7 protein-coding genes and 1 pseudogene are annotated in these 11040 nt (G+C 75.2%); 2 read left to right on the forward strand and 6 right to left on the reverse strand.

The window, feature by feature from the left end; genetic code table 11:
- Positions 1 to 392 precede the first annotated feature (392 nt).
- The gene (locus ACSNOG_RS29350; RefSeq protein ID WP_436755733.1) at positions 393 to 1205 is read left to right on the forward strand and encodes a hypothetical protein; all 813 of its coding nucleotides are present in this window, start codon (positions 393 to 395) and stop codon (positions 1203 to 1205) included.
- 66 nt (positions 1206 to 1271) lie between these two features.
- Here the strand turns inward: ACSNOG_RS29350 and ACSNOG_RS29355 are convergent, their stop codons facing one another.
- From ACSNOG_RS29355 to ACSNOG_RS29380, 6 genes are all read right to left on the reverse strand, one after another.
- Complete coding sequence (locus ACSNOG_RS29355; protein WP_436755738.1) at positions 1272 to 3287, reverse strand: cell division protein PerM; 2016 nt, start codon at positions 3285 to 3287, stop codon at positions 1272 to 1274.
- Between the two features lie 266 nt (positions 3288 to 3553).
- Positions 3554 to 4438, reverse strand: coding sequence for a succinate--CoA ligase subunit alpha (sucD, locus tag ACSNOG_RS29360; RefSeq protein WP_106682084.1), 885 nt, complete (start codon positions 4436 to 4438; stop codon positions 3554 to 3556).
- A 20-nt stretch (positions 4439 to 4458) separates the two neighbouring features.
- Positions 4459 to 5637: an ADP-forming succinate--CoA ligase subunit beta gene (gene sucC, locus ACSNOG_RS29365; RefSeq protein ID WP_436755734.1), complete on the reverse strand. Its 1179-nt coding sequence runs from the start codon at positions 5635 to 5637 to the stop codon at positions 4459 to 4461.
- Positions 5638 to 5918: 281 nt separating this feature from the next.
- Complete coding sequence (locus ACSNOG_RS29370; RefSeq protein WP_436755735.1) at positions 5919 to 7106, reverse strand: VWA domain-containing protein; 1188 nt, start codon at positions 7104 to 7106, stop codon at positions 5919 to 5921.
- Entirely contained in the window at positions 7103 to 9604 is a 2502-nt protein-coding gene (locus tag ACSNOG_RS29375; RefSeq protein WP_436755736.1) for a DUF5682 family protein, read from the reverse strand. The genes ACSNOG_RS29370 and ACSNOG_RS29375 overlap by 4 nt, the downstream gene beginning before the upstream one ends.
- Positions 9601 to 10737, reverse strand: coding sequence for an ATP-binding protein (locus ACSNOG_RS29380; protein WP_436755737.1), 1137 nt, complete (start codon positions 10735 to 10737; stop codon positions 9601 to 9603). Before ACSNOG_RS29380 ends, ACSNOG_RS29375 begins: the two co-directional genes overlap by 4 nt.
- Before the next feature lie 127 nt (positions 10738 to 10864).
- Between ACSNOG_RS29380 and ACSNOG_RS29385 the strand changes: the two are divergent.
- Positions 10865 to 11040 (forward strand): annotated as a pseudogene (locus tag ACSNOG_RS29385) (SWIM zinc finger family protein); the annotation flags it as partial.

Consider the following 11040-nt stretch of genomic DNA (forward strand, 5'->3'; position numbering starts at 1 on the left):
GAGGCGGGGAGGCCACGGTGGGGCCCTTTCTCGCGGGCGGAGCGGTGTGATGGCCCTACGGTGTGCACGGCCGTACGGTTTGTATGGTCGTACGAGACGAGGGCATCGCCGAATACGGGGGACCCTACGAACCCGCCGACCGCCAGCAACGATACCGGCACACCGAACGGCCCCCGCGGGACGGGGGCGCGCGCGGAAGGTAGCGTCTGGAAGCAGCGCACGGAAAAGCGCGGGCCATGCGCACGGAATCCGGGCGCGACGCCGTACGTTCGGAGTGCGGTAGGCACGGACGCCGGGGATGTGCCGTACGTCCCGGGCGTGCGGGCATACATCCTGGACGGCGCACATCCTGGGCGTGCCGGACGACGACACAAGGGGAAGACACACTCCACATGCCGGACCGACGCCGTCACGCGGCTCTCCCCCTCGCGCTGCCCACCGAGACCCCCGGCGGCGGTGCGATGAGGATCGCCCGCATGTCGCACGACCGCCCCACGCCGCCCTCCTCCGACGAGCAGCGGGACAACCCCTTCGCGCCGCCGCCCGAGGGACAGCCGGACCGGCCGTGGCAGCCGCGGCAGCGCCCCCAGGGGGCACAGGGGCCGCGGGACCAGGGGGACGAGGGCTCGCAGGACGACGGCGGCTCCGGTGACGGGCAGCAGCCCCCCGCGTGGGGCAGCCAGTGGAGCAGCCGGCAGCCCGGCCGCCACGACGGCGGCTTCGGCGGCGGCACGGGCGGACCGGGCGGCCCCGCGGGCGGTCCGGGCGGGAACGGCGGCGGCCTGCGCTGGGACCCCACGGACCCCGCCCAGCGGCGCGCCCGCTACGCCCTGCTCGCGGGCATGTGGGGCTTCTTCTTCGCCCTGTTCAGCATCCCCTACGTGGCCCTGCTGCTCGGCGCCCTCTCCCTCTACTGGGGCGTCAGCGCCCTGCGTGCCAAGGCCCGCCCGCAGCGCCAGGACCCGGACACCCCGGCCGGGCCCGCCCCGGCGCCCGGCGCGTTCCGGCCGCAGACCACCGCGGCCGTGAGCGGCCTGGTCACGGGCGGACTGGCGCTGGCGATCGTGGCGGCGACGTTCGTCTTCCAGATCGTCTACAGCGACTACTACACGTGCGTGGACGACGCCCTGACCCAGAGCTCGCAGCAGGCGTGCGAGAAGCACCTCCCGAAGCAGCTGAGGCCGCTGCTGGGCAACCGGGACTGAGCCGGCAAAGACCTCAGCCCGTCCGGGGAGTGCGAGGACCGGGGTCCGGGGCAGCGCCCCGGGTCCTCAGCCCCGGTCCCGCGGCGCCGCGTCGTGCGGCTCGAAGTCGGGCATGAGCCCGCCCCCCGCATCCCGGAGCGCCGCCCACCGCACCTGCCGCGCCCCCGTATCGTGCCAAGCGGCCCCGTCGAACGCCGGCACGACCGCCCCCGACACCACCGTCCCGGGCACCACCGTCCCCGGCACGCGGGACACGCCCCTGCCCCGCCGCCCGCCGCCCTTCGCCTTCCGGCGCCCGAACCAGCCGCGCCGCGCGCCCCTCGCATCGGGCCGCCCGGCCGGGGCGGGCGCGGCGAGGCCGACCGGAGCGGAGCCCGCCGGGGCACCCCGTACGGGCAGCGCCTCCACCGGAGTGGCCCCCGGCTCGGCCGACCACGCGCGCCCCGCCGCCCCGGCCGTCCCGGGCCGGGCGAAGGAGAGCGTCGCCGTATCGGCACGCACGCCGCCCACCGCGGCGCGCCCCGCACCCGCCCCGAAGCCCAGCCAGGAGCCCACCGCCCGTGCGGCCCGGGCGCCGGTCCACCAGCGGGCCCGCGCCCGGCGGGCCTTGCGGGGCCGGTCCGCCCGCGCGGCACCCACCCGCCGGTGGGCACCGGCGGGCAGCCGTGACGACGGCGCCCCGGCCAGGGCGGTGACGAGGCCCGCGCCGGAGGCGGGGACGACGGCGGCCGCCAGGACCTCCGCCGGCAGGCCGCCGCCGGCGCCCAGGGCGATCCGGCACCGCAGCCAGCGCAGCACGACCGCGCCGGGAACGCTCACGGCGACCGTCCAGGCGAGCGCGGCCGCGCCCGCCGGCAGGCAGGAGGGCCCGAAGGCGGAGAGGACGGACACGCCCAGGGTGCCGCCCGCCGCGTAGGTCAGCAGGGTGACCGCGAGGGCGCAGAAGACGGAGCCGAGGGCGGCGACGGCGGCGGTCTCGCCCAGCCGCGACCGGGCGAGGTCCGCGCCACGGCGCGGCACGGCGGCGTAGGCCACGGTGGCCCCGGCCGCGAGACTCACCGCGGCCCACGCCGCCAGGGGCAGCGGCTCGGCGGGGCCGGGCGTGGGGAGGATCGCGAAGAGCGGGAAGGCCGGCAGCAGCGGGTACGTGGTGATCCCGAGGGGCGCGACGACCCCGGCCGTGCCGACGGCGAAGCCCGGCCCGAGCCCGTAGGCCGCGGCCCACACGACGGCGTTGGGCAGCAGGGCGAGGCACAGCAGCAGCACCGCGGCGCGGCCCGACCAGGCCGCGGTGATCTCCAGGAGGGACTCGCGGACGGCGCCCGCGTGGACGGCGAGGGAGGCCGCGAGGAGGACGGCGGCCCCGCTGAGCAGGACGACGGTGCCGGCGATCCCGGCGCGCAGGGCCGCGGCCGTGCGGGCGCGGGTGAACCAGCGCCGCAGCCGCGCGGGCACCGGCGCGAGCACCCGGCGCAGGACCGGCGGCACCGTGCCGTGCGGGCGGCCCGCGGCGGCCCACGTCCCGGCCGCGACGGACGCCCCCGCGACGACCGGCACGTGGAGGAGGGCGCTCAGCGGCTCGGCGCTCACCGGGCCCGAGGCGGCGTAGAGGACGGCGCCGACGGCGACGAGCAGGTAGCCGCCGAGGAGGGCCGCGGCGACCTTGCGCGGGGCGGGCGGGGGCCCGGCTTCCACCGGCGCCGGGGGCGGCGGCGTGGTCGCGGCGAGGATCTCCTCGGGGGTGAGCTCCTCGAAGGGGACGGCTTCCGGGTACGGGAAGGCGTCGCGGTCGTCGGGCGGCTCGATCGCCGGTTCCAGGGCGTGCCGTGCGGCCCGGTAGAGCAGCCAGCAGGGCAGCACGGTCAGCAGCAGCGGTGTGAGGCCGATCGGGGCGGGCGCCCCGGTGAGGGTGTCCGTGCGGACGAGGTCCGCGCCGTGGGCGAGCAGCCACAGGCCGGCGGCGCAGCGCAGGGCCTCGCCCGCGCCGCCGTCCGGGTACGGCGAGGTGATCCACAGCAGCAGGACGACCACGGCCAGCGCCCCGAGCCCCAGCCCCGCGGCGATCGCCCCGCCGACGAACACCGTGCCCGCGGGAGGCGGCGTGCTCGCGGCGGGCCGGCCGGACGCGGGCGACGGCGGGCTGTGCTCGGCATCGTGGGTCACATGGTCATGCTGCCAAGAACACGGCTTTCGTTCGGGTAGCGGGTAAATGACCGTCGTGTCGCTTTTGATACCCGGATAAACCTATTTGACGCGCAATGACCCTTCCGCGGGCGACGGGCCCCCGGAACGGGCGCGGGCCCGCACCCCCTCCAGGGGTGCGGGCCCGCGCGCGGGAACCGTCAGGCTCAGGCGCCCAGCGCGGCGCGCGCGAGGCGGGCCGTCTCGGACGGGGTCTTGCCGACCTTCACACCGGCGGCCTCGAGGGCCTCCTTCTTCGCCTGGGCGGTGCCGGACGAACCGGAGACGATGGCGCCGGCGTGGCCCATGGTCTTGCCCTCGGGCGCGGTGAAGCCCGCCACGTAGCCGACGACCGGCTTGGTGACGTTGGCCTTGATGAAGTCCGCGGCACGCTCCTCGGCGTCGCCGCCGATCTCGCCGATCATCACGATCAGCTCGGTCTCCGGGTCGGCCTCGAACGCGGCGAGCGCGTCGATGTGCGTGGTGCCGATGACCGGGTCGCCACCGATGCCGACGGCGGAGGAGAAGCCGATGTCACGGAGCTCGTACATCATCTGGTAGGTCAGCGTGCCGGACTTGGACACGAGACCGATGCGGCCGGGCTTGGTGATGTCGCCCGGGATGATGCCGGCGTTGGACTGGCCCGGGGTGATGAGACCGGGGCAGTTCGGGCCGATGATGCGGGTCTTGTTGCCCTTCGAGCCCGCGTACGCCCAGAAGGCGGCGGAGTCGTGGACGGCGATGCCCTCGGTGATCACGACGGCCAGCGGGATCTCGGCGTCGATCGCCTCGACGACGGCGGCCTTGGCGAACGCCGGCGGGACGAAGACGACGGTGACGTCGGCACCGGTCTTCTCCATCGCCTCGGCGACCGAGCCGAAGACGGGCACGGAGGTGCCGTCGAAGTCGACCTCGGTACCGGCCTTGCGCGGGTTGACGCCACCCACGATGTTGGTGCCGTCGGCCAGCATGAGCTTGGTGTGCTTCATGCCCGTGGCGCCGGTCATCCCCTGGACGATGACCTTGCTGTCCTTGGTGAGGAAGATAGCCATGGTTGTGGAGTCCTCGTCCCTTACTTAGCCGCAGCCAGCTCGGCGGCCTTGTCGGCCGCGCCGTCCATGGTGTCCACGCGCTGCACGAGCGGGTGGTTGGCGTCGGACAGGATCTTGCGACCCAGCTCCGCGTTGTTGCCGTCGAGGCGCACGACCAGCGGCTTGGTGACGTCCTCGCCCTTGCTCTTGAGGAGCTCCAGGGCCTGGACGATGCCCTTGGCGACCTCGTCGCACGCGGTGATGCCACCGAAGACGTTGACGAAGACGGACTTGACGTCCGGGTCGCCCAGGATGATCTCAAGACCGTTGGCCATGACCTCGGCCGAGGCGCCGCCACCGATGTCGAGGAAGTTGGCGGGCTTGACGCCGCCGTGGTTCTCACCGGCGTAGGCGACGACGTCGAGGGTGCTCATGACGAGACCCGCGCCGTTGCCGATGATGCCGACCTGGCCCTCGAGCTTGACGTAGTTCAGGCCCTTGGCCTTGGCGGCCGCCTCGAGGGGGTTGGCCGCGGCCTTGTCCTCGAGCGCCTCGTGCTCCGGCTGGCGGAACTCGGCGTTGGCGTCCAGGGACACCTTGCCGTCGAGGGCGATGACGTCGCCGCTGGCGACCTTGGCCAGCGGGTTGACCTCGACGAGGAGCGCGTCCTCGGCGACGAAGGTCTTCCACAGGGTCACCATGACCTCGGCGACCTTCTCGGCGACCTCGGCCGGGAACTTCGCCTGGGCGACGATCTCGCGGGCCTTCTCGATGGTGACGCCCTCGTTGGCGTCGACCGGGACCTTCGCGAGCTTCTCGGGGGTCGTCGCGGCGACCTCCTCGATGTCCATGCCACCGGCGACGGACGCCATGGCGAGGAAGGTGCGGTTGGTCCGGTCGAGGAGGTACGAGACGTAGTACTCCTCGAGGATCTCCGGAGCGGTCTCGGCGATCATGACCTTGTGGACCGTGTGGCCCTTGATGTCCATGCCGAGGATGTCCGTCGCGCGGGCGACGGCCTCGTCCGGGGTGGCGGCGAGCTTCACGCCACCGGCCTTGCCACGGCCACCGACCTTGACCTGGGCCTTGACGACCGACTTGCCGCCCAGCCGCTCGGTCGCCTCGCGGGCCGCCTCAGGCGTGTCAATGACTTCACCGGCCAGCACCGGTACACCGTGCTTGGCGAAGAGGTCCCTCGCCTGGTACTCGAACAGGTCCACGCGCGTCCGTCCCTTTTCCATGGATATCGCGGTTCGTTGTCTGCGCGGGCGTGCCGCAGGGCGGCGTGAGAGCGCGATCTCCGCAGGGTCCGGGGGTTGCGCCCCGGGGTAGCACGGGCGAGGGCGGCACACGTTCACCGTTGACGCGGCATGTCCGTCTCGCAGGTTATCCCCGCTGGCGGGGAGGCCCTAAATCAGAGGTCACACTACGGCCGTGATTACGCTCACAGATCGCGACGGATTCCGTACGCATCCGGCCTACGGGGAGGCGGCGGCGCCCGTCAGGCCGCCGTGTCGGGCACGGGCAGCGGGCGCTTCTCCAGAGCGGCGGCCATCACCTCCGGGAAGAGGTCCGGGGTGCAGGCGAAGGCCGGTGCGCCGAGGGCGGCCAGGGCAGCGGCGTGCTCGCGGTCGTAGGCCGGGGCCCCCTCGTCGGAGAGCGCGAGCAGCGTCACGAACTGCACGCCGGAGGCCTTCATGGCCGCCACCCTTTTGAGCATGCCCTCGCGGATGCCGCCCTCGTAGAGATCACTGATGAGGACCACGACGGTTTCCGCCGGGCGGGTGATCCGCGACTGGCAGTAGGCGAGCGCGCGGTTGATGTCGGTGCCGCCGCCCAGCTGCGTGCCGAAGAGCACGTCGACCGGATCAGTCAGCTGGTCGGTGAGGTCGACGACGGAGGTGTCGAAGACGACGAGGCGGGTGTCGAGGGCGCGCATCGAAGCCAGGACGGCGCCGAAGACGGAGGCGTAGACGACGGACGCCGCCATGGAGCCGGACTGGTCGATGCAGAGGATGACGTCCTTCTTCACCGAACGCGCGGCCCGGCCGTAGCCGACGAGCCGCTCGGGGACGACCGTGCGGTACTCGGGCAGGTAGTTCTTGAGGTTCGCCCGGATGGTGCGGTCCCAGTCGATGTCGCGGTGGCGGGGGCGGCTGATGCGGGCGGAGCGGTCCAGCGCACCGGTGAGGGTCGCGCGGGTGCGGCTTGCCAGGCGCCGCTCCAGGTCCTCGACGACCTTGCGGACCACGGCGCGGGCGGTCTCCTTCGTGGTCTCGGGCATCGCCTTGTGGAGGGAGAGCAGCGTGCCGACGAGGTGGACGTCGGCCTCGACCGCTTCGAGCATCTCCGGCTCCAGGAGCAGCGAGGAGAGGCCCAGCCGGTCGACGGCGTCGCGCTGCATCACCTGAACGACGGACGCCGGGAAGTACGTGCGGATGTCCCCCAGCCAGCGGGCGACGCGCGGCGCGGAGCCGCCGAGGCCCGCCTCGCGGGAGCCGCCGCGCCCGCCGTCGCCGCCCGGGCCCCGGCCGTACGGGCCGTAGAGCGCTTCCAGGGTGCGGTCCATGGCGGCGTCGGTGCCGGAGAGGGCGCGGCCGGTGCCGTCGGCGGAGCCTTCGCCGCCGAGCACGAGCCGCCAGCGGCGCAGACGCTCGTCGGCGGCGGCCGCGGTACGGGACGGGGTCATCGTGCGGCTCCTGGGGTGGTGGGGGCGGGGGCGGCTGCGCCGGAGGGACCGGGGAGGCCGAGAAGGAGGTGCAGGGTGGGCAGGACGGCGGCCGCCCGGGCCGGGTTCAGGGGCGCGGCGTCGGGCCGGGCCCCCGGGCGGGCGCCGCCGCCGGCCGGTCCGCCGTGGCGGACGAGCTCGCCGAGGGTGCGGCGGACGCCGGGGTCGTAGGCGGAGAAGGTGCGCCGCAGGAGGGGCAGGACGTCGGTGAAGGCGGCCGCGGGCACGCCGGTGAGCCAGTCGTCGACGAGGGCGAGCAGGCGCTCGTCGTGGACGAGGAGCATGCCGCCGGAGCCGCCGCTGCCGAGGAAGCCCTCGATCCAGGCGGCGGCCCGGGCCGGCTCGGTGCCGGAGGAAAGGGCCAGCCCCATGAGGCGGGCGGCGCGCCCGTCGGGCAGCAGTCCGTCGTCGAGCAGCAGCCGCGCGGCCCGGCCCCGGATGCCCCCGGGCAGCCCGTCCCGCCCGGCGAGCACACCGAGCACGGCGGCCCAGCGGTGGCGGAGCGAGGGCTCGCCGGGGGACCCCTCGCCCTGCGGTGCGCTGCGGTCCGCAGGGGCGGGGCCCGGCTCCGGCGCCGGCTCCGGCTCGGGGGCCAGTAGGCGTACCGCCTGGTGGACTTCGTCCACCAGGCCCCGCATCGTCGCCGCGGCGTCCGCGTCGAGGCCCGCGCAGGCGGCGGGAAGGCCTACAAAAATGCGCTCGGCCAGGCCCTCGGCCACGTCGCCGAGCGCAGCGGTGTCCGTGCGGCGGACGTCGCCGTAGCGCACGGAGCGGACGAGGGCGGGCAGCGCCTGGGCGAGGTGGGCGACGTCCGCGTCGAGTGCGGCGCGGTCGGCGAGGACGCGCATCACGACCGGGAGGGCGTCGGGCAGCTCCGCCAGCAGGCACTGCTCGGCGAGGGCGGTGACGTCGGCGAGGGCCGGGGAGCCCACGGCCCGGGACTGGGCCTTGGCGGTGGCCGCGGCCGGCACGGTCGTGCCCCAGGCCGAGGCTTCGGCGACCCGTACGGCCAGCTCGGGCTCCCAGCTCAGCCGCCAGGTCTCGCGGAAGGTGCCGGTCCCCGCGCGGGAGCGCACCGGCTCGCCCCAGTCGACGCCGAGGAGCCGCAGGCGGTGCAGCAGCCGGCTGCGCGCGGCGTCGGTGTCCTTGCGCAGGTCGAACTCCACCTCGCGGGCGGCCGCTTCGGGCTTGAGGCGCAGGCTGCGCTGGAGCCGGGAGAGGTCGCGCTGCAGGGGCGTGGCGGGGGCCGACTCGGGTACTTCGCCGAGGACGTCACCGATGACGAGCCGGTCCCGTACGAGGGCGAGGGGCACGTCGGAGCCGTCGCACATGACGGCCCGGACGGCGTCGGTGGTCTCGGTGAGCCCGGCGAGCGGGCGGCCGCGCAGGGCGGCGAGGGAGCCGGCGAGCCGGACGGCCTCGATGACGTGGGCGGAGGAGACGGGGAAGTCCTCGTCGCGCAGCAGCCGGGCGGCCTTCGTCATCCAGCGTTCGAGCGGGCGGTCCGGGGAGTGGAAGAGGTGGCCGTACCAGCCGGGCGAGTCGATGCCGGCGCCGTAGCCGCTGCGGCGGGACAGGCGCCGGTGGGTCCAGGGCACCCAGCCGACGGCGGTCTTGACCTTCGGCAGGCCCTTGAGGGCCTGCCGGTCGGCGGTGACGGTCCGCCGCTCGGCGAGGGCCGGCACGTGCCAGGCGCCGCAGACGACGGCGATCCCGTCGCCGAACTCCCGCCGGGCGTCGCGGATCCTGAGCCGCATGTGGGCTTCGCGGACGAGGTCGCGCGGGCCGTCGGTGCCGGTGCCGGTGTCTCCGCCGCCGGCACCCTCACCCTCACCCTCGTCCTCGTCCTCGCCGAAGGCGGACCGCAGTTCGGCCATGGCGTCGGCGAGCGCGGCGAAGGGCGCGAGGGCATCGGCTCCGTCCCGGCCGCGGCGGTGCTCGACGGCGTCCTCCCACCACAGCTCGGGGTCGTCGTAACCGGCCGCCGCGGCGAGCACGGCGAGGGGGTCGAGACGGGGGGCGGCGGCGGGCGGGGCGGCGGCTGTGGTCTCGCCACCGGAAGGGGCGCCGGCGGCGGGCTCCGGGCCGGACCGCGCCCCGTCGTCCCCGCTCAGTGCGAGCGAGTGCGCCGCCGGCAGGTCGATGAACCGTACGGGCACCCCGTGGGCCAGGGCCCAGCGGATCGCCACCCACTCCGGGGAGAACTCGGCGAGCGGCCAGAACGCGGCGCGCCCCGGGTCGTCCACCGCGTGGGCCAGTAGGGCGACGGGCGGCCGCATACCCTCGTCGGCCGCGAGGGAGACGATCGCGTCGGCCTCGGGCGGGCCCTCGACGAGCACGGCCGCGGGTCGGCACTGCTCCAGGGCCGCCCGCACGGCGCGCGCGGAGCCGGGCCCGTGGTGGCGGACGCCCAGCAGGAACGGGCCGGAGCCGAAGGGGCCGGAGCCGGGGCCGGTCACGCCGAGACCTCCCGGCAGGCGCGGTAGAAGTCCTTCCAGCCGTCGCGCTCGCGGACGACCGTCTCCAGGTACTCCTGCCAGACGAGGCGGTCGGCGGCCGGGTCGCGGACCACCGCGCCGAGGATGCCGGCGGCCACGTCGCCCGCGCGCAGCACGCCGTCGCCGAAGTGGGCGGCGAGGGCGAGGCCGCCGGTGACGACGGAGATCGCCTCGGCCGTGGAGAGCGTGCCCGAGGGCGACTTGAGCTTCGTGCGGCCGTCGGTGGTGACGCCGTCGCGCAGCTCGCGGAAGACGGTGACGACGCGCCGGATCTCGTCGGTGCCGTCGGGCACGGACGGCAGGTCGAGGGAGCGGCCGATCTGGTCGACGCGCCGGGAGACGATGTCGACCTCGTCCTCGGGCGTGGCCGGCAGGGGCAGGACGACGGTGTTGAAGCGGCGGCGCAGGGCGCTGGAGAGGTCGTTGACGCCACGGTCGCGGTCGTTGGCGGTGGCGATCAGGTTGAAGCCGCGGACGGCCTGCACCTCCTCGCCCAACTCGGGGATGGGCAGGGTCTTTTCGGAGAGGATGGTGATCAGGGTGTCCTGCACGTCGGCGGGAATGCGGGTGAGCTCCTCGACGCGGGCGGTCAGGCCCTGGGCCATGGCCCGCATGACGGGGCCGGGCACGAGCGCCTCGCGGCTGGGGCCGTGGGCGAGGAGCCGGGCGTAGTCCCACCCGTAGCGGATGGCTTCCTCCGGAGTGCCGGCCGTGCCCTGGACGAGCAGCGTGGAGTCGCCGCTGACGGCGGCGGCCAGGTGCTCGGAGACCCAGGTCTTGGCGGTGCCGGGGACGCCGAGCAGGAGCAGGGCGCGGTCGGTGGCGAGCGTGGTGACGGCCACCTCGACGACGCGGCGCGGGCCCACGTACTTGGGCGTGATCACCGTGCCGTCGGGCAGGGTGCCGCCGAGCAGGTACGTGGCGACGGCCCACGGCGACAGGCGCCAGCGCTCGGGGCGGGGCCGGTCGTCGACGGCGGCGAGGGCCTTGAGCTCCTCGGCGAAGGCGTGCTCGGCGTGCGGGCGCAGGGCTTCGGACGGAGCGTCGGGCTGGGCTTCGGGCTGGGCTTGGGCTTCGGTTCCGGGCGCGGTCACAAGTCCCCCTCGATGTGCGGTTCCGGGATGTGCGAACCACCCTGCACCACCCCACTGACAATGGGCCCCGACCTGTCGAAACCGCAGGTCAGGGCGATTGTCAGTGGGTGGTCCTAGCGTTTGGGGCATGAATCCGCAGGGGGATCGATGGACGGCGGAAACGGTGCTCGCGCTGGCGCCTGACGCCGCCTCACGCAAAGCAGGAAGCAAGCTCGCGGTGCCGGGCCCGTGGTCGGGTGCGGGGGCGCTCCCGGAGGGGGGCGGGGGCGCCGTGTGGGGGGAGTGCTCCGGCAGCGGCAGCAC

This window comes from Streptomyces sp. URMC 124, assembly GCF_051386455.1.
Classification (GTDB): Bacteria; Actinomycetota; Actinomycetes; order Streptomycetales; family Streptomycetaceae; genus Streptomyces.

Coding starts and splice junctions, on each gene's coding strand:
- sucD (WP_106682084.1), bottom strand. CDS start 4,438: ATGGCTATCTTCCTCACCAAGGACAGCAAGGTCATCGTCCAGGGGATG.
- ACSNOG_RS29350 (WP_436755733.1), top strand. CDS start 393: ATGCCGGACCGACGCCGTCACGCGGCTCTCCCCCTCGCGCTGCCCACC.
- ACSNOG_RS29370 (WP_436755735.1), bottom strand. CDS start 7,106: ATGACCCCGTCCCGTACCGCGGCCGCCGCCGACGAGCGTCTGCGCCGC.